Source organism: Termitidicoccus mucosus (assembly GCF_038725785.1).
Lineage (GTDB): Bacteria > Verrucomicrobiota > Verrucomicrobiia > Opitutales > Opitutaceae > Termitidicoccus > Termitidicoccus mucosus.
In genome coordinates this window covers 3,731,604-3,750,763 of the sequence record NZ_CP109796.1, presented here as the reverse complement: position 1 = coordinate 3,750,763, position 19,160 = coordinate 3,731,604, and the positions used below count along the sequence as shown (strand labels likewise).

Annotated in this window: 11 protein-coding genes; 7 read left to right on the top strand and 4 right to left on the bottom strand. The window is 64.6% G+C overall.

Features of this window, described 5'->3' with window-relative positions:
- Nucleotides 1-115: 115 nt before the first annotated feature.
- The 4 genes from OH491_RS13025 to OH491_RS13010 all read left to right on the top strand — a co-directional run bounded on the left by OH491_RS13025 (nucleotide 116) and on the right by OH491_RS13010 (nucleotide 11,567).
- Nucleotides 116-2,329: a TonB-dependent siderophore receptor gene (locus tag OH491_RS13025; RefSeq protein WP_068770878.1), complete on the top strand. Its 2,214-nt coding sequence runs from the start codon at nucleotides 116-118 to the stop codon at nucleotides 2,327-2,329.
- 20 nt (nucleotides 2,330-2,349) lie between these two features.
- Nucleotides 2,350-3,672 (top strand): MFS transporter, encoded by a 1,323-nt coding sequence (locus OH491_RS13020; protein ID WP_068770879.1) that lies wholly within the window; start codon nucleotides 2,350-2,352, stop codon nucleotides 3,670-3,672.
- Between the two features lie 147 nt (nucleotides 3,673-3,819).
- Complete coding sequence (locus tag OH491_RS13015; protein ID WP_068770880.1) at nucleotides 3,820-8,163, top strand: putative Ig domain-containing protein; 4,344 nt, start codon at nucleotides 3,820-3,822, stop codon at nucleotides 8,161-8,163.
- 251 nt (nucleotides 8,164-8,414) lie between these two features.
- Nucleotides 8,415-11,567, top strand: coding sequence for an alpha-mannosidase (locus tag OH491_RS13010; RefSeq protein WP_068770881.1), 3,153 nt, complete (start codon nucleotides 8,415-8,417; stop codon nucleotides 11,565-11,567).
- Here OH491_RS13010 and OH491_RS13005 read toward each other — a convergent pair.
- The 4 genes from OH491_RS13005 to coxB form a co-directional block, all read right to left on the bottom strand.
- On the bottom strand, nucleotides 11,521-11,886 hold the full coding sequence (locus tag OH491_RS13005) for a cytochrome C oxidase subunit IV family protein (protein ID WP_068770882.1): 366 nt from the start codon (nucleotides 11,884-11,886) through the stop codon (nucleotides 11,521-11,523). The two genes, OH491_RS13010 and OH491_RS13005, sit on opposite strands and share 47 nt — an antisense overlap.
- Nucleotides 11,887-12,023: 137 nt before the next feature.
- Complete coding sequence (locus OH491_RS13000; RefSeq protein WP_068770883.1) at nucleotides 12,024-12,884, bottom strand: cytochrome c oxidase subunit 3; 861 nt, start codon at nucleotides 12,882-12,884, stop codon at nucleotides 12,024-12,026.
- Nucleotides 12,885-12,998: 114 nt separating this feature from the next.
- Nucleotides 12,999-15,020 (bottom strand): cytochrome c oxidase subunit I, encoded by a 2,022-nt coding sequence (ctaD, locus tag OH491_RS12995; RefSeq protein ID WP_068770884.1) that lies wholly within the window; start codon nucleotides 15,018-15,020, stop codon nucleotides 12,999-13,001.
- Nucleotides 15,021-15,209: 189 nt separating this feature from the next.
- A complete protein-coding gene (gene coxB, locus OH491_RS12990) occupies nucleotides 15,210-16,601 on the bottom strand; it encodes a cytochrome c oxidase subunit II (RefSeq protein WP_334319398.1) in 1,392 nt (463 codons plus the stop codon).
- A gap of 357 nt (nucleotides 16,602-16,958) precedes the next feature.
- On the opposite strand from coxB, the gene OH491_RS12985 reads away from it, so the two are divergent.
- Genes OH491_RS12985 through OH491_RS12975 form a run of 3 tightly spaced genes read left to right on the top strand, consistent with a single transcriptional unit; the run spans nucleotide 16,959 to nucleotide 19,075 of the window.
- Nucleotides 16,959-17,951, top strand: a complete 993-nt coding sequence (locus tag OH491_RS12985; RefSeq protein WP_068770886.1) for an aldo/keto reductase — start codon at nucleotides 16,959-16,961, stop codon at nucleotides 17,949-17,951.
- Nucleotides 17,952-17,976: 25 nt separating this feature from the next.
- Nucleotides 17,977-18,294: a hypothetical protein gene (locus tag OH491_RS12980; RefSeq protein ID WP_068770887.1), complete on the top strand. Its 318-nt coding sequence runs from the start codon at nucleotides 17,977-17,979 to the stop codon at nucleotides 18,292-18,294.
- Nucleotides 18,295-18,328: 34 nt separating this feature from the next.
- Nucleotides 18,329-19,075 (top strand): RsmE family RNA methyltransferase, encoded by a 747-nt coding sequence (locus OH491_RS12975; RefSeq protein WP_068770888.1) that lies wholly within the window; start codon nucleotides 18,329-18,331, stop codon nucleotides 19,073-19,075.
- Nucleotides 19,076-19,160: the final 85 nt, after the last annotated feature.

The following is a 19,160-nucleotide window of genomic DNA, read 5'->3' as shown; positions in this document are numbered from 1 at the left end:
CGCCATCCCAGGGCGCTTCCACTTGGACAACCCGCACGACTGCAAACAATCCCGATCAACACGGACAACGGCCTCCCCTCAACCCCGTTTCAAAACACAAACCGTGAATCCCAACATGAGCACACCCAAACTGACGCGTTTATTTCCGGTCCTCCTGCTCGCACCCTGCATCCTGGGCGCGCAACAAACCGGCACCTCGCCGGCCATTCCGGAAGACGAAGGAGACATCGTTGTCCTCACGCCATTTGAGGTGAGGGACCAGAAAGACGACAGCTACGGCGCCACCAACGCCGTGTCCGGCACGCGCCTGAACACCAACCTGCTTGAACTCCCGAAGACGGTCGATGTGGTCACTTCCGAATTCATCAAGGACATCGGCGCGATCGACATGCAGCAGGCGTTGCAATACTCCGCCGGCATCACCTACGCGGACGACACTCCCGGCGCGGACGATGCCTACGGCGGGCGTTTCATTATCCGCGGCATCCAGACCAGCACCTCTTATCGCAACGGCTTCCCTTCGTCCTTCATCGTGGACCCGGTGTTGCTTGACCGCATCGAAATCATAAAAGGTCCGTCCTCCACCTTTTCCGGCCCCATCGAGCCCGGCGGCACCCGCAACTATATCACCCGCAAACCGCCCGCGAAGCAGTCGTCATCCCTTTCCAGCCGCTACGAAAGCTATGACCGCTTCCGCGCGCAACTCGTCAATGGCGGTCCGCTCACGCGGAGCAAATCCCTCTCCTACCGCCTCGCGGCGGTTTACGAGGATTTCGATTCGCATCAGGATTTCGCGAACCGCAAGCGCCATGTCGTCGCGGGCACCGCGCTTTGGAAACCGAGTTCGAAGATCACGCTCCAGTCCGATGTCCAGTTCATCCGCAGCAAGGTCATTCCCAGCGCGGACATCGGTTACTATACGCTTACCGGCGCCAGCACCCGGACCTACGTTCACGATGTCTCCCACTCGTTCAACAGCTACGGTCCCAATGCCTACGCCAACACGGACCAGGTCTCGGCGCTGACCGACTTTACGTATCAGCTCAACCGCGCATGGACGTTCCGTGTCGGCCTCATGTACACCTATCAGGATGTGGCGCGCCTGCTCCCCAGCATGGGGTCCCAGATTGTCTTGGTGAATCCCGCCACGGGCGCGGCCGATCCCAGCGGAGTCCGGGCCGTTTCCCGCACCCAGATTGATTACATGCCGGATGCGGTCAGCTATGCCGTCAATCCGCAGGTTTACGCGGTGGGGCAGTTTCAATACTGGGGGATAGACCACAAGCTCATGTTCGGCGCCGACTATTATTACTTTGATACGAAGAACGACATCTACCGGAGAACCTTCACCGGAGTCCTTCCGCGGGTTTATCTCGATAAAAACGGCCCCAGCAATTATGACTTCGGCGCGCCGTCCGATTTTGACATCTTTACCCTTCGCCGCACCCTCGCCCGTTATGAGAGTGTTTCGATGAACAACATCCTGCAATTCTTCAAGCGGCGCCTTACTCTCCTTCAATCCATTCGTTACACCTATATCGATAATATTTTAAAGAACATCGACCCGGCCGTTAATTCGCGCCAGCAGTCCACCGACGACAATATCGTCCAGTCTTACGGAGCTTCCTATAAAATCGTTCCCGGGCTGTCGGCCTTCGTCAGTTTCAGCCAGTCCTTCAATCCGCAGCCGCTTTATTATACCTACGACGGCAAGCTGATCGACCCCATCGAGGGCGAGGGCTGGGACTTCGGTTTCAAATACAATATCATCAAGGACAAGCTTTCCGGCACGGTCACGGCCTATTCGCTCAAGCAGAGGAACACCGCCAGCACCGACCCCGATCACTCGGGCTACTACATCGCCTCCGGTGAAATAGAGAGCAAGGGCGTGGAGTTCACGCTCCAGGCGCAACCGGCGAAGCCCTGGCAGCTCACATTTGGTTATTCCTATATCGATGCGGAAGTCGTCAAGGCCTACCAGAATCTCGTCCAGCGCCTCGGCCGCGTCGCCAACGTGCCCAAGCACCAGGTCACGCTCTGGAACCATTATCGCATTTCCAATGGCGCGCTCAAGGGACTGGCGGGCGGGCTGGGCGTCGTATACATGTCCGGCCGCCGCACCCAGTTCGGCTGGTGGGACCAGCCCGGCATTGAGGCGCCCTCCTATACCAAGCTCGACCTCAGCCTCACCTATTCCTTTAAAGTCGGGAAAATGCCGGTCACGCTTCGCGGCGAGATCAACAACCTGACCGACAAGGAATATTTTTCCTCTTATAATTTCTACGGCATGCCGCGCACCTTCGCCGGTTCCATCGAGGTCAGGTTTTGAACAAATCCCAGTCCCGTGCCATGATCGTCGCAAACCCCGCCGCCGCGAAGCCGCTCTCGCCGAACTACCGCTGGCTGATTCTCGGGCTGCTGATTTTCATCGGCTACCTGAACCAGTTTGACCGGCAGACCGTCTCCGTCCTCAAGACGACCATCAAGGCGGCGTTCGAAATTGACGATTCCGGCTACGCGCTGCTTGTGAACGCCTTCACCGCCTGTTACGCCCTTGCCTATATCGGCAGCGGCTGGGTGGTGGACCGCATCGGGCCAAGGATGGCGCTGACGTTGTTTGTGTTTGTGTGGTCGCTGGTGACGGTGGGCTGCGGGCTTGCGCACACGCTTTGGCTGATGATTATTTTGCGCGGTTTTCTCGGGCTGGCGGAGCCGGGTTTGTTTCCGGTGACCATGCGCGTGTCCACCGTCTGGGCGGCGGATAAAAACCGCGGGGTCTTCATGGCGCTCGCCACCATCGGGACAAGCATCGGGAGCATCACGGCGGTGCCCATCATCGCATGGCTGACGATTCACTTTCACTGGCGACTGGCCTTCGTCGTGCCGGGCGCGCTCGGGATCATGCTGGCGTGGTTGTGGTGGACGAAATACCGGGAGCCGTCAGCCGGATCGGGTGGCACGGGCGACCCGCCCGTGCGACGGTGCTCCGCGCCGCCATCCCCGAAAAACATGGGCGGGGACGTCCATGCCACGCAACCCGCCGCCGCCGCGCCGCCGCTTCCGTGGGGCCGGCTCTGGCGGCAGCGTCCGCTCTGGGGCGTGATCCTTGTGCGGCTTCTCAGTGACCCGGTTTGGTATTTCTGTCTGTTCTGGATGCCGGGATATTTGCAGGAGTCGAAGCAGGTTTCCATTGGACTGCTCGGTGTCATTGGGTGGATTCCGTTTTTGTGTGCGACGCTCGGCGGACTGGCGTTCACCGCGCTGTCCGACCACCGCGCCAAGCTCGCCGGCCTGCGCGGGCGCAAATATCTCGTCATGGCAACAGCGGTGGCGGGGCCGCTTTGCTGGCTGATACCTCATATGCCCATCATGCCGACCATCGTGCTGTTTTGCATCATCGCCGTGTTGTGCAACGCCTGGCTCGGCTCCATCGCGCCCATCATCGCGCAAATTTTCCCGGTGGGAAACGTGGCCAGCGTTTACGGCATCGCGGGCGCGTTTGGCGCGACGGGGGCGATCGTGTTCAACTGGCTCATCGGCCAGGCGGCCACCTTGTTCGGCATGGACACGCTTTTTATCGTGATGGGCTTCCTGCATCCGTGCGCCGCGCTCGTGATGGCGTTCTTTATACGAAGCAAGGATATCATAAAACCGGCCGGCGAAGCTGTGTAAGCCCGGCGTTCCACCCGTGGAATTGCCCTTGTCCCGCCGCGCCGCACTTGGATTGTCCCCCGGCCCCCGTCCGCAAGAATCACCCGCGTTCCCAAGCCCGATCCCCCGGGATCCAGTTTAATCATTCGCAAACCCTCGCAACGCATCATGAAAAAAACGCCCCTCCTGAAGTGGACCTGGATGACGCTGGCCGCCGCCGTGTGCGCGCCCCTGCTCCCCGTCCCCGACGTCGTCGCCGAGCCGGCGCAAGCCAGCCAGGCGGACAGCTTTGTCGCCTCCACCGCCGTCGCCACCCACTGGCGCAAGGGCGGGAGCACGACCACGCCGTTCCCGGATGTCTATATGGCGAAGTTCGACCAGCTCGCCGACTTGCTGGTGGACTCGGGCATCCGCCACATTCGCGACACCGGCAGCAGCGACGATTTTATCAAACGCATCCAGTGGCTCGCCGACGCCGGGGTGAAGAGCATCATTACCATCCATCCCGCCGCCGGCCTCCGTCCCGACCCCAACTACTGGGCCGCGGGCGAGTCCTACGGCAACGCCACGACGCCGGTGTATAATATCGACGATTTTATCCGCAAGGCCGGGCGCGACACGGTCGCGTTTGTCGAGATGAACAACGAGCTCGACAGCGCGAGCCAGCGCGCAGCCACCCGCTGGCACCCCGGCGACACCGCGACGCTTTCCGACGACCCGGCGTCGGACTCTTATTATATAAATTATATCAAGGCCGCCACGGCGTCCGCGAAGGCCCGGCTTGCCGCCGACCCCGCCCTCGCGGACATTCCGCTCATCGGGCCATCTTTTCAAACACCGCAGTCGGCGCCGGTGACGGAGGCCGACTCGCCTTACCTGAAAACCGGCGATCTGGGCGCCCATGTGGATTACAGCAACATTCATCATTATTATTACGGGCGAGAGCCGGAGACCGGCACCATCCGGGGCATTGATTTTGTGATTGAAAATTGCGCGCAAGCGCAGGCGCCCGGCAAGGGGATGATTGTCACGGAAGGCGGCGCGCCGACGGTGTCCGGGGCATCCCCCCAAGTATGGCCTCCCGTCGTGCAGGGGCGCTACATGCCGCGTTATTTTCTGGCGCATTTCCTGAAGGGTTTCGCCGTCACCGCCGCCTACGAACTGGTGGACGAGGGCTGGAATGTCAGCGTGGACCCGCCGGCGCCGACCACGGTGAATGAACAGAATTTCGGGCTGATACAAAACAACCTCGCCCCCAAACCGGCTTATCACGCCGTAAAAAACCTGCTCTCTGTTTTGAAAGACCCCGGCTCCGCGTTTGCCGCCGGCACGCTTGATTACACCATGTCCGGCGACACCGGCAACGTGTGCTCCGCGCTTTTCCAGAAACGCAACGGCGATTTCTACCTCTGCCTCTGGCTCGGAATATCAAGTTACAACGCCACCACCGACGGCGCAATATTCGACAACCCGCCGCAAACCGTCTCGCTTGCCCTTCCCGCCTCCATCCAGGGCGCGCGCATCTTCACCCTCGATGACACCGGAGTGATGAGCGCGACGGATGCGCCCATCGCCGGCGGCGCGCTCAGCGTCGCCGTCACCGACCGCGTCACGATTGTGCGCCTGGGCGCCTCGGCGTCGGGCGGCGCGGCATCGGCGCCGGCGGGTTTGCGCGCCACTCCCGCCGCCGGGCAAATCACGCTCAAATGGGCTCCCGTTTTCGAGGCGGATTCATATATTATAAAACGCGCCACCGCCGCCGACGGTGTTTATACCACTGTCTCCTCCGGCATCACCGCCACCGAATACACCGACACCGGCCTGGCCGACGGCGCGCCGGTTTATTATACTGTCACCGCCGTCGCGCCCGGCGGCGAAAGCGCGGCATCGGCGCCGGTCTCGGCGGTACCGTTCAAGTCCATCATAGACAATCTCGATGGCGCGCCGTTTGTCACGCTCACCGGCGCGTGGACCGCCTCTGTCTCGGCGCCTTTTGGCAATACCAAGTTTCCCTTGGATTCTTACGGGGCGAATTACCTTCATGACGGGAATGCCGGCAAGGGCGGCAAAAGCGCCGCGTTCACGCCCGCCATCGCCACCGCCGGCGGCTACGATGTTTATATACGATGGGTGGCGAACGGCAACCGGCCGAATAATACCCCGGTTGAGATCACGGACACCGCCGGCACCCATTCCGTGACCGTCAACCAAAAGGCCAACAGCGGCACGTGGATGCTGCTCGGCACGTATGATTTCGCCGCCGGCGCGGCAGGTGCTGCGGGTGGCGTGGTGATTAAAAATGACGGCACGGCCGCGGGCACCTACGTCATTGCCGATGCCGTTCGTTTTGTATTGGTGAAACCACGTCCGCCCGCCGGCTTGGTGGCGACCAGCGGCAGCCCGCCGCTCACGCTGTCATGGAGCGCCGTGACCGGCGCAACCGGCTACACGGTCCGTCGCGCACCCGCTCCGGCCGGCCCGTGGACGGTGCTGGCGCAGAACCTCGCCGCCACCACTTATAGTGACATCGCCGCAGCAGCCGATACCGTTTATTATTACACCGTCGCATCCATCGGCGCCGCCGCGGGCGAGGGAGTTCCGAGCCATCCAGTCGCTGGCGCCAGCCTGAGTCCGGTCATTTCCAGCGCGCTCACGAAGTCGGGGGCGGTGGCCGAGCCGTTTTCCTATCAGATCGTCGCAAACCACTCGCCCGCCAGTTATGGCGCGACCGGGCTGCCTTCCGGTCTTAATATAAACACTGCGACAGGCTTGATTTCGGGCGCGCCCGCCCAATCCGGCACCTTTAATGTCGGGCTGTCCGCCACCAACCCGGCGGGCACCGGCACGGCGACCTTGGTGATGACCATCGCCGAGGAGCTTTTCCCGCCGGTGATAACCAGCGCCACCGCCGCCCCGGCTTATGTCGGCGAGCCGTTCCTATACAACATCACGGCCACCAACGAACCGGACGCTTTCGGCGCCTCGCCATTGCCTGGCGGACTGTCCATCGACCCCGCCACCGGTGAAATCGCCGGCATACCGACTGCCTCCGGCTCCAGCCAGATCGTCCTGTCCGCAACCAACAGCAAAGGGGCGGACACCGCGACGCTGGCGCTCACCATCAACCCGGTGCGATATGCCCCGGTGATTTCCGGCTCCGCCACGGCGGACGGCTCCCTCGGCACCGGCTTCACTTACCAAATCACGGCGAACCACCTCCCCTCCAGTTACACCGCGACTGGTCTTCCCGAAGGGCTGAGTCTCAATGCATCCACCGGCGAAATTTCCGGCACGCCGGCGATCAGCGGAAAATTCAACGTCACGCTGACCGCCGCCAATGCAGCCGGCTCGGCACGCGCGGAGATCGTCATCACCATCGCGGGCATCGTGGAGGTCGAGTCCGTCGTGGAAAACACGCCCGCCCTCAACAGTCCGGCGGCCGGCGTGTTTGACGCCGCGGGCAACCTCTTCGTCGTGGATGCCGGTGCCATCAAGAAAATCGCGGTGACCGACGACAGCGTTTCCACCTTTGCGGCCATCGCAAATGCGACCGCGATCGCCATCGCCGGCGACGGCACGTTCTACGTCGGCGCCAGCGACGGCAGCATCACGAAACTGCACGCCGACGGCACGCCCGTGACGCCCGCCCTGGCCGCCGGGCTTGGCGACATCGGCGGCCTGGCCGTGGCGGGTGACGGCACCGTGTATGTTTCCGAAATCGACACCAACAAACTCAGGAAAATCGCCGTGGACGGGACAATCGCAACGCTGGTCGAAACCGGTCTCAACTCGCCCGCCGGCCTCGCCCTCAACGAGGCGACGGGCAGGCTCTATATTGCGGACGCCGCGAGCAACACCCTGAAGGAGGTCAACCTGGCCACCGGCGCGGTGACGACTGCCGCGACAGGATTGAGCACACCGGAGGCGGTCGCCATCGACGCGTCCGGCTTGGTTTACATCGCCGATACCGGAAGCGGCAAGGTGCGCGCGTATGATCCGGTTTCGCGGCAGACGGCAACGGTCGCCGACAACGCGGATGGCGAGCTCAACGGGCCCGCCGGCATCGCGATCAATCCGGACGGATTTGTCCATGTGATGGATACGGGGAATGCCGCCGTGCGTATTATCCTGGCAAGTCCGGCGCCGGTCATTCCGCTCGCAAACACCAGTGCCGCCACGAGGGCGACAGTCACCTTTGACGGCACCGTGCGCGCCTCGCCGTCCGCCACCTATCAATGGTATAAGGATGGCGCGCTGATTTCCGGCGCCACCGGGGCAACCTTGGAAATCGTCTCGCTGCGCACCGCCGATGCCGGGGTGTATTCGGTGATTGCCGCCAATGAAGTCGGCAGGAGCAGCGACCGCCTGGCATTGACCGTGACCGGCAACGATCCGCCGCTTTCCGACGGTGATTTCGACACCGGTGGCGGCGCGCCCAGTGGATGGCTGGCGGGTGTGCTGGGCTTGTTGCTGCTGCTGCGCCGTTGCGGTCGCAAGAGATATGTTGAGTAGAAGCCAGCGAGGTTTTTCCGAATCAATCACGCGAGGACGGTCCCGGAAGGGGCCGTTCTTTTTCGTCAGAAGCTCCTTTATCCGGGGCGTCATACCAATTCCGAACGAAATTCACTCTTCTGGAGGGCCGAGCTCCCGCGAGGCCGTCGCGGTTATACGCGGCGTTTTTCCGCGACGGCCTCGCAGGAGCTCGGCCCTCCACCAAAAGGGTATTTTAATTCATCAATGGCGTCATAAATTTTTTCCATCCCATGCTTCCACGCACTTTTCTCACGCAGCTCATTCCCGCGCGCGTCGCCGAGGCGGCGCGGCGTTTGCAGGCGCGCATCTGGCAGCCGCTGCCGGATGAGGCCGCGCGCATCGAAATCGCGCAGACGCGCAGTTTCCCCGAGCCCGGTTTTCGCGTGCCGGGGCAGCTCGCCGGCGTCGATTTTTCGCCGGTGGTGTTGAACGACGCCGGTGAGTTTCACTGGGGGCCGAAATACGCTCAGCGCTGGTTCCGGCTCGCGCTGCCCGCCGCGCCGGACGGGGACAAGCGCACGCGCTATCTCGAATGGCGCGACCAAGCGGAGGCGACGTTGTATGTAAACGTCGAGCCCTGGTCCGGGCTCGACGTGGCGCACAAATACTGCCCGCTGCCGGCGGGCGCGCGCGAGGCGCTGGTGGAGGCGGTGTGCATCCGCTCGGCCATCTGGCTCGCCGGCGAGGCCTCGCCGCTCGACGAGCGCGGCAGCCGGTTCGCGCCGCCGCGGCTGTTCGCGCGCGATGACCTGGCATGGGATGCGTGGAACGACTTGAAGGTGTTGCTCGACGTGCTGGAGGCGGAGCATCGCGATTTCCAGCCGCCCGCGCCGGTCGGACCGACGCCGAAGGTGTTCACCGATCCGGTGCGGTTCACGCCGCCGGTGTTGCGGGCGAGTCCGCTTTTCCGGCGCTGGTGCCGGCTGCTCGACCGGGCCGTGGATGCGCTCGACCGCGACGGGTCGGAGGCGTTTTCGGCGGAGCTGAAAAAAATCATGCGCGATTTCCCCGCCGCGCCCGATGCGTTACGGGCGGTGCTGACCGGGCATGCGCACATCGACCTCGTGTGGCTGTGGCCCGAGCGCGTGGGCGAGTTCAAGGCCATCCACACCTGGGCCACGCAGGCGCGGCTGCTGCGGGAGTATCCGGAATTTCGCTTCGGCTATTCGCAACCGGCGAGCTACGAGGCCGTGCGCCGCCACGCGCCGGCGTTGCACGAGCGCGTGCGCGGGCTCATCGCCGCGGGACGCTGGGAGGCGACCGGCGCGGGCTACGTGGAGTGCGACACGCAGCTCCCGTGCGGCGAGGCGCTGCTGCGCGGGCTGCGCATCGGGCAGCGCGAGTTTGCGGCGCTGCGCGGCGGCGGGCGCGCGCGGGTGTTCTGGCTGCCGGATGTCTTTGGCTACAGCGGTTGCATGCCGCAGCTTCTGCGCGGCTGCGGCGTGGAGGGCTTTTTCACGACCAAACTTTCTTGGAGCACGGTGAACCGGTTTCCGCACACGAGCTTCCGCTGGCGCGGGGCCGACGGCTCGGAGGTCGCGGCGCACATCGTGCTGCTGCACGATTACAACGAGGCGGTGGACATCCGCCGTTTGCGCGAGGACGCGCTGCACCATCAGCAGGCCGCCGTGCATCCCGAGTTTCTCGTGCCGACCGGCTACGGCGACGGCGGCGGCGGGCCGACGGAGGAAATGCTCGAGCGGGCGCGCCGCGTGCGCAGCCTCGCCGGCGTGCCGCGCGTGGAATGGGGCGGCATCGAGGCGTTTTTCGACCGGCTGGGCGCGGTGCGCGACGAGCTGCCGGCCGTGACGGGCGAACTGCTGCTGGAGCTGCACCGCGGCGTGTTCACGACGCACGGGCGGCTGAAGGCGGCGTTTCGCGCGCTGGAGCGCGCGTTGCAAATCCAGGAGGCCGCGCACGCCGCGACCGGCGCGGGACCGGTGGGCGCGCACGCGTGGAAGCGGCTGGTGTTTTCGCAATTTCACGACCACATCCCGGGCAGCTCGATTTGGGAGGTTTACGCGCGGGCGATTCCCGAATTGGAACAGCTCGCGGCGGACGCGCTGGGCGGCGCGGCGGAGGTGCTGTCGTCGGGCAAAATGGAGGGACGGCCTCCGTGCCGTCCTCCAGCGAATGCGGACGACACGGAGGTCGCCCCTCCGGAAATACATGAGTCTGCGCGCGGATGGTTCAACCCTCTCGCGGTGACGCGCACGTGGACGGACGGCGGGCGTTGTTATGAACTCCCGCCGCTTTCCGGCGCGCCGGCCGGGCAGCTGAAAACAGTCGAGGCAAACGCGCCGCGCGGCGGGGTTGATTTCTTGGAAAACGAGCGCGTGCGCGCCGAATTTGAGGCGGACAGCCTGCTCACGCGTCTGATGGTGGACGGACGCGAGGTCGCACTCGACGCCGGCACCGGCAGACTCGTCGCGTATCCCGATCATCCGGCGGATTTCGCGGCGTGGGACGTTGACCGCACGGCGCTGGTCGCCGGGCAGGAGGCGCGTCCGGACGGCGCGCCGGTGGTCGCGGTGGACGGGCTGACGGCCAGCGTGAGTTTCCCGTGGCGCGTGGGCGCGAAGAGCCGCGTGATCGCGCGCTATTCGCTGACCGCGCACGAGCCGGTGCTGCGCGTGGACTACGACATCGACTGGCACGACCCGCTCATGTGGATGAAGGCGATTTTTGCGACGCGCTACGCGGGGCGGGACGCGCGGTTCGGCGCGCCGTTCGGCAGCGTGTTGCGCGGGCAATGGCCGGGATACGCACGCGAGGAGGCGAACTGGGAGCTGCCCATGAGCCGCTGGCTGACCGTGCTCGACGACGCGCATGCGGAGGGGTTGTCCATCGTGAGCGAGGCGAAATACGGCGTGTCGGTGCGCGAGGGTGTCGCGGGCGTGAGCCTGCTGCGCAGCGCGTTCGTGACCGAGGCCGATCATCATCCGCAAATCCGCGAGACGCCGGGCCGTCCGGTGCATTCCGACCTCGGGCGGCACTGCGCGCGGCTGGCGCTCACGCATTTCTCGGCGGACGGCGCGCCCGACACGCAGCCGGCGTTGCTGGCCGACACGCTTTTCACCCCTTGCGTGCCGCACGAAGGTCCGGCGGCGAGCGCGGGGCTGCGGTCGGTTGACGGCGCGCCGTCGCTGGTCCCCGCGTGGGCCGAGCCGGTGCGGGACGGATGGATTTTGCGTCTCCATGAGACGCAGGGGCGCGGCGGGACGGCGTTTGTCCGTCCGGCGCCGGGATGGAGCGCGATGCCGGCGACGATGGACGGGGAGCCGGAGGAATCCGCCGCGCGGGCGACGGACGCGGACGGCGGGCTGCGCGTGCCGTTTACGCAATACCAGGTGCGCTCGGTGCGGCTGGCGCGGACCGGGTGAGCCCGGCGGTTTCGAGCGGGGCGCTGGATTCGGAGTTGAAAAGGGAGAGGAGCGCCCAGCCGATGAGGGTCGCGAGAAACAGTCCGATGAAGAAGAGGATCGTGCAGAAGCGCCGATCCCAGCGCAGGTGCATGAAGGCGAAGATGACGAAGAGGAATTTCACCAGCGACAGCACGACAAGCGAGGCGACGACGATCCATTTCGCGATGGGAAGATACACGATGATGATTTCCAGGCCGGTGATGACGGCGAGGAGCATCGCGATCTGGATGAAGAGGTGAAATTTGCCCTCGTGGGTGTGGATGGATGGAGCGGGCATGGGAGGAGAAGATGAGGATGAGGTTTATAATCTTTCTCTTTATTCTTTATCTTTCCTCTTTCTCTGGATTGGGCGCGCCGGGTGGCGCCGGAAGAAAGATAAAGATAAAGAGGAAAGAGGAAAGATTCGGGAATGGGTCAGGGAACGTATTCCATCAAATACACGGCGGTGAAGATGACGATCCAGACGATGTCCACGAAATGCCAGTAGAGGCCCATGGATTCGACGTCGATGGCATTGGGCTCGCCGAAATCGACCGGGCCGGTGTAGCGCCCGAACACGGCAAGCCCGGTGAGGGCGAGCAGGGTCACGAGGAAGGGGACCATGTTGCCGTTGAAAAACTCGACCAGCGCGCCCATGAGGCCGTGCGCCTCGACGGCGTGCACGAAACCGAGCACGGCGGCCATCCCGGCGATGATGGCGACGAGAAAGATCGCGAAGTGCGCGACGGCGAGCGCGAGCCAGGGGCGGGCGGGATCGGCGGGCTTGAAGCTGCGGATATACATGAGGATCAGCCAGAGGACGCCGATGGCGACGTGGCAGCCGTGCGTGCCGGTGAGCGTGTAGAAGGTGGAGCCGAAGATGCCGTTGGAGAGCGTGAGGTCTTTCTCATGGACGAAGTGCCGGAACTCATACACCTGGCAGCCGAGAAAGATGAGCCCGAAGAAGATCGTGCCGAGAAGGTTGTGGCGGGTGGCGCGGACCTGGTCCTTCTGGATGGAGTTGACGGCGATGGCCATCAACAGGGACGACATGAGCAGGATGAAGGTCGAGAAGGAGGTGAGCTCGATGCTGAAGATGTCGCGCGGATGCGGCGAGCCCGGCGGCGGATGCAGGCGGTAGATGAGATGCGTGGAAATGAGCGCGCCGAAAAACATGCAGTCCGACGCAAGGAAGGCCCACATGAAGAGCTTTTTGTTCGGGATGCCGCTGGCCGCCGCGTCGTCGTGGTGGGCGACGGCGGCAGGCGGAGTGTGAGCTGCGGGTGCGAGAGACATGAGGGAAATGCGGATTGCGGAATTCGGAATGGTGAGGTGCGGGATCTGTGGCCCACGGAACACACGAGCGCTTATTAGAACCTCAGGCGGGCGTTTCTTGTTACTTGATCCTTGTCACTTGTTACTTTCCTCCGGAAACACGTGATATCCGCCCGGGCCTTCGAAGGCCCAGAGGGTCGCGCCGGCAAAGAGAAGGAGCGCGCCGCCGATGGCGCCGATGTAGTTGTGGTTGGCCATGAAGAGGCCGCCGATGAGGATGCCCAGCGCCGTGACAATCGGGAACCAGGACTGGCTGGGCATGTGGATGCCGTGGCCGTGAACGTCGTGAGAGGCGTGGGCGGTTTGGGTTTGCCCGGGAGCGTGTTCGGCGGCGGGAGCCGGCTGGCGGGCGTGCGCGGGCAGGTGGCCCGTGTTACGTTTTTCGTGCCAGAAGGCATCCCTGGCCTGCACGCGCGGAGTGACGGCGAAGTTGTAGTCGGGCGGCGGGCAGGAGGCGACCGACCATTCGAGGGTGCGGGCGTCCCAGGGGTCGCGGTTGACGCGCGGGCCTTTCCGATAGGAGCGGATGAGCGCGGCGAAATAGATGGCGATGCCGATGCCGAGCACGAAGGCGCCGACGGTCGAGATGAAATTGGGGGTGTTCCAGCCCATGTTGCCGTCGTACACGGCGGTGCGGCGGGGCATGCCGTTGAGGCCGAGGAAGTGCATGGGGAAAAAGGTGACGTTGAAGCCGGTGAAGATGACCCAGAAGGAGAGCTTGCCCCAGAATTCGTCGACGAGGCGGCCGGTCACGAGCGGGAACCAGTAGTGGATGCCGGCGAGGAGCGCGAAGATGGAGCCGCCGATGAGCACGTAGTGAAAATGCGCGACGACGAAGTAGCTGTCCTGTTGCTGCGAGTCGGCGGGCGCGGCGGAGTGCATGATGCCGGAGAAGCCGCCGATCATGAACATCCACACAAAGCCGAGCGCGAACATCATGGGCGTGCGCATCATGAGATGCCCGCCCCAGAGCGTGCCGATCCAGTTGAAAATTTTCACGCCGGTCGGCACCGCGATGGCCATGGTCGCGAGCGAGAACGCCGCCGTGGCGAGCGTGCCCATGCCGGTGGTGAACATGTGGTGCGACCACACGCCGAAGCCGAGCAGGCCGATGCACGCGCCGGAGAACACCACGATGGGATAACCGAAGAGCGGTTTTCTGGAAAAGCACGGAAGGATTTCCGAGATGATGCCCATCGCGGGCAGGATGAGGATGTAAACCTCGGGGTGGCCGAAGATCCAGAACAGGTGCTGCCAGAGGATGGGCAGGCCGCCGTTGGAGACCTCGAAGAAATTCGCGCCGAAACCGCGGTCCATCATGAGTTCGACGAGCGCGATGGTGATGGCGGGGAAGGAGAGGATGATGAGAAACGCGGTGATGAGCGTCATCCACGTGAACACCGGCAGGCGCATCATGGTCATGCCGGGGGCGCGGAGGTTGATGATGGTGACGATGAAATTCAGCGAGCCGATGACGGAGGACGCGCCGAGGATTTGCAGGCCGACGATCCAGAGGTCGGTGGAGATGTCGGTGCGAAACTGGTTGGAGTAGGCGGCGGAGGTGAGCGGGGCGTAGCCGAACCAGCCGACGTCGGGCGCGCCGGAGCGGACGAACCAGCCGACGTTCAGCACGATGGCGCCGGCGAGGAAGAGCCAGAAGGCGAAGCCGTTGAGGCGCGGGAAGGCCACGTCGCGCGCGCCGATTTGCAGCGGCATGATGTAGTTGAACGCGGCGGTGGAGAGCGGCATGACGGCGAGGAAGATCATCGTCGTCGCATGCATGGTGAAGAGCTCGTTGTAGGCGGCGTGGGTGAGGAAGGTGTTGTTCGGGACGGCGAGCTGGATGCGGATGAGCAGCGCCTCGACGCCGCCGACGAGGAAAAAGAACAGCGCCGAGATGCCGTAGAGGATGCCGATGCGTTTGTGGTCGACGGTAGTGAGCCAGGAGACGAGGCCGGTCCCGGCGGTCGGGCGGGTGAAAAACCACGGGCGGCGCTCGGCGGTGCGGGCGTAATCGGGATGCGCGCGCGGGGAGTAGCCGGGCGACGGCGGCGCGGCGGGGCGGGGAAGGGGGGCGGGTGTGGCTGTGGTATCCATTGTTTGGATATAAACGACGCGGGCAGTCTGGTTATCTTTCTCTTTCCTCTTTCTCGTTATTCTTTCTCAAGGCCGGAGGAGGCGTTTTCGGGCGGATGTCGCGGGCCGCGGAAGGAAAGAGTTCCGGCGAAGCGACCGTCTGCCAAGACAGGGAGGAAAGAAGAAAGAGAGGAGGGCATGGCGGGCGGTTCATTTCAGGCTTTGCAGGTAGGCGACGAGGGCGGCGGCCTCGGGGGCGGTGACGGCGATGTGCGTGCGCCAGTCGAGGGTGTTGTCGTCGTCGCGGACGGTGTAGCCCGACATGCCGCCGACGCCGCGCCACATCTTGTTGCCGGGTTTCACGCCGTCGGGATCGGTGATCCAGCGGTGGAGGTTGGCGCCGGTGTTTTCGAGCAGGCCGCCGGCGATGGTCGTGCGCGTGGCGACGTGCGTGAGGTCGGGCGCGAAGGGCGCGCCGCCGATGTGGTGGCCGCGGATGGTGTGGCAGGTGATGCAGGTTTTTTCGGTGAAGAGCGCGCGGCCGCGGGCGATGAGCGCGGCGTCCGCGGGCGGGCTGCCGGCCGGGCGCGGCTCCTGCTGGCGGCGCCAGTTTACGAGCGGGTCGGCGTCGAAGTCCGCCGACCAGCCGGGCGTGTTGCGCGGGATTTTTTCGTAGGCGGCAAATTGCACGCGGGCGGCGGGCGCGGTGTCGTTGTTGTCCCCGGCGGATTGCGCGGCGGTGTCGCGGGCGTTGTGTTTCTGGTTTTCCAGCCACGCGGCAAACTCATCCGCGGCGAGCGCGATGACGCGGAAGCGCATCACGGCGTGCGACTCGCCGCAGAACTCCGCGCACTGGCCCCAATAGTAGCCGGGGCGGTCGGCCTTGAGCCAGAGGTGGTTGCCCCGGTTCGGGATCATGTCGACCTTGCCCGCGAGTTTGGGGACCCAGAAGCTGTGGATGACGTCGTAGGCGCGGAGGTCGATGCGCACGGCGCGGCCGGCGGGGATGACGAGCTCGTTGGCGACGGTGAGCGGGGCGCGCCCGGCGTTGTTGGGGAGTTCGACTTCCTCGGCGGGATAGTCGAATTTGAACCACCATTGGAAACCGGTCGCGGTGACTTCGTAGGCGCCGGCCCGCTCGGCCTCGGGCACGTCGTAGGTGTACATGATGCCCCGCAGGGTCGGAATCGCGATGACGACGAGCGCGGCGACGGACAGGCCGATGAGCGTGAGCTCGACCAACGGGTTGCCGTGGCTTTGCGGGGGCGGCTCGGCGTGTTCGTCGGCCGAGGTGCGCGCGCGGAATTTTATCGTGGCGTAGGCCAGCACCGACGCCACGAGCACGAAAATGACCACGGTGACCCAGAGCGTGGTATAAAAGAGATGGCGTTGGCTTTCCGCAACCGGCCCTTCGGTGTCGAGGGTCGATTGAGGGCCGGAAAGCCAGCCGCCAAAAATCACGGGAAGCGCGAGCAGCGCGGCAGCGCGCGCGGCGCGCGGAAAAGCCGGGAGGCGCGGACAAAAACGCGAACCGGCCCGTCGCATCCGCCGCAGCATGGCGGAGGCGTGAAGGCACCGGAAAAATGAAGCAGGTGAAAGCATGCGGGCAAATGCGCGGAGAAGTGCGGCAAGGCGAGGACCGGGACTAAAAGCGGAAGGGACGAAGCTGATTTTTTGGTGCCCTGAGCGCGACGTAGGGGTCGGCGCGTTCATCAAGCTGAACTAATAGGCAATATTAGCTGCATGACGTGAAGGCCGAATGTGGTAAACAGCCGGTGAAAGTTGTGCGGGTGCGTCGGGATGTCGTGGGTGTTGCGCGAAACGATCGCCCGCGGCGGGGCTTTATGTCCGGTCGCTGTTCCATTCCAACCGTCAACTCCCGCCATGCTTGCAGAAGAGCGGACGCCTGCGCAGACTGCGCCTTTCACTCTTTTCCTTTTCACCGTTCGCTCCTCCCTTATGCACACACCCTCGCCGTCCCGCTATTCCAATCCCGCCCTTTATCAACGCTGCGGCCGCAGCGGCCTGAAACTCCCGCGCCTCTCGCTCGGCCTCTGGCACAATTTCGGCGACATCACCCCGCATGCCGACAGCCGCGCCCTCGTCCTGCGCGCGTTCGACCTCGGCATCACCCACTTCGACATCGCCAACAACTACGGTCCGCCCGTCGGCGCCGCCGAGCGTTGTTTCGGTCGCATCCTCCGCGAGGACCTCGCCGCCCACCGCGACGAGCTCATCATTTCCACCAAGGCCGGCTATTACGGCTGGGACGGCCCCTACGGCGATTTCGGCTCGCGCAAATTCCTGCTCGCGTCCCTCGACCAGAGCCTCCGCCGCCTCGGTCTCGACTACGTCGACATCTTCTACCACCACCGTCCCGACCCCGAAACGCCGCTTGAGGAGTCCATGGGCGCGCTCGCCCACGCCGTGCGCTCCGGCAAGGCCCTCTACGTCGCCCTCTCCAACTACAACCCCGACCAGACCGCCCGCGCCGCCGCCATCCTCCGCGACCTCGGCACGCCCTGCCTCCTCCACCAGCCGAAATACCACATGTTTGACCGCACCGTGGAAAACGGACTCCTCGACGTGCTCGCGCGCGAAGGCATCGGCTGCATTCCCTTCTGCCCGCTTGCGCAAGGACTCCTCACCGACCGCTACCTCGACGGCATCCCGGCCGATTCCCGCGCCGCGCACGACCCGCGTTTCCTGAAACCCGAGCACATCACCGAGGCCAAGGTCGTCCAGATCCGCGCCCTCCACGCCCTCGCCCAGGCTCGCGGCCAATCTCTCGCGCAAATGGCCCTCGCCTGGGTGCTCCGCCAGCCCGCCGTGACCACCGCGCTCATCGGCGCCAGCAAGGTCAGGCAAATCGAGGACAACCTCGGCGCGCTGGAAAACCCGCGTTTCACCGCCGGCGAACTGGCCCAAATCGACGCGATTCTCGCCGGGTGATTTTTGGGCGAAATAACGAAGGACAATGGACGCCTTGTTATTATCCGCGATAATTGGTCTCGTGGCCGGAGCGGTCGATGTCACGCCCATGATCATCCGGAAACTGCCGCGGCATTCGACCATCGCGGCGTTCTTGTATTTCTTCTTCATCTCGATCATTATCGTGAATATCGATCTGCCCCATGTGCCATGGTGGCTGGAAGGCGGGCTGATCTCGTTTGCATTGATGCTCCCCATATTAATACATGTCGGGGCGACGGACAGGAAACCGTTGCCGGTCATCGCCGCCAATTCCGTCGTCATCGGCACATTGGTCGGGATTGCCGGGCATTTCCTGAAATAAAAAACGCGGGCCGCGCCAAAGGCGGCGGATTCTCGTGAACATCATCCTCTTCACCGCCGACGAAATCTCCGCGCCGCTTCCGCACTCGGACCCGCGCGCCGCGCACATCCTCGATGTGCTTCGCCGCCGCGTCGGCGACACCTTCGACGCCGGCCTCATCGACGGGCCGCGTGGCAAAGGCACGCTCGTCGCGGTCACGCCCGGCGCGCTCGCGCTCGCTTTCGCGTGGGACGCCGCGCCCCCGCCGCCTCCGCCGCCCATCGCGCTCATCGTCGGTCTGCCGCGCCCGCAGACCGCGCGCAAAATCCTCAATGAGGCGACCGCGCTCGGGGTCGCCGAAATCCATTTCGCCGCCACCGGGCGCGGCGAGCCGTCCTACGCCCTCAGCACGCTTTGGAGCACCGGCGAATGGCGCCGGCACCTCGTGGCCGGGGCGGCGCAGGCCTTCTGCACGCGCATCCCGCGCGTCACTTGGACGCAAACGCTTCCCGAGGCCTTCGCCGCGCTTTCCGCCGACGCCATTCGCATCGCGCTCGACAACTACGAGGCGCCGCAATCGCTCAGCCGGTTCCTCGCGTCGTTGCCGCCCCGGTCCGCGCACGAGCCGCCGCGCCCGCTTGTCCTTGCCCTCGGTTCCGAGCGCGGCTGGACCGCCGCCGAGCGCGACCTGTTTCGCGCCTCCGGTTGCGTCCTCGCGCACCTCGGCCCCCGCGTCCTTCGCACCGAGACCGCGGCCATCGCCGCCGTCACGCTCGCCCGCGCGCACCTCGGGTTGATGTGATCCCAAGGTGTCCGCCAAAGGAGCGCGGGCATTCCTGCCCGCGAGGATCGACCGGCATGGGCGGGTCGGGTCGCCCATGCTGACG